The organism is Vibrio sp. 2130-1, from assembly GCF_033339515.1.
The window spans coordinates 1-509 of record NZ_JAWOUT010000761.1; the positions used below are offsets into that span (position 1 = coordinate 1).

Consider the following 509-nt stretch of genomic DNA (forward strand, 5'->3'; position numbering starts at 1 on the left):
ATTTTCTTTTGGCTAACGCCCGGTGCAGCAAAGAATCCACGCCAGTTCGCAAATACCGTTTCGTTGCCGTATTCCGTTAAAGTTGGAATGTTCGGCGCGGCTTCTAGGCGTTTTGGCGCAGTGATAGCAAGTACTTTCACTTGGCCAGATTTGGACATTTCCAGTACTTCACCTAAACCTGTTGAAAGCAATTGAGTTTCGCCAGAAAGCAGGGCTGCCATTGCTTTACCGCCCGCATCATAGCCAATGTAACGGACTTTACGCGCATCAAAACCTTCGCCTTTAAATGCCGCCGCAATGACAAGGTGATCCATAGAGCCGCGCGCTGAGCCACCAGCAATCTTCACTTTGCGAGGATCGGCTTCAAACGCTTTTACTGCATCTTCCCATGTGTTGTATGGCGAGTCCGCAGAGGCAACAATCGCGCCGTAGTCTGCAACAGTTGCAGCAACAGGCGTTAGGTCACGGAAGGATTGAGGAAAAATACCGCTAAGAGAACGCACAACGAT

General features: G+C 50.1%; 1 protein-coding gene. It reads right to left on the bottom strand.

The features are described 5' to 3' along the window. The coding region (locus R7Q09_RS28560) for a tripartite tricarboxylate transporter substrate-binding protein (RefSeq protein ID WP_318144260.1) at nucleotides 1–509 on the bottom strand (509 nt) is incomplete at both ends.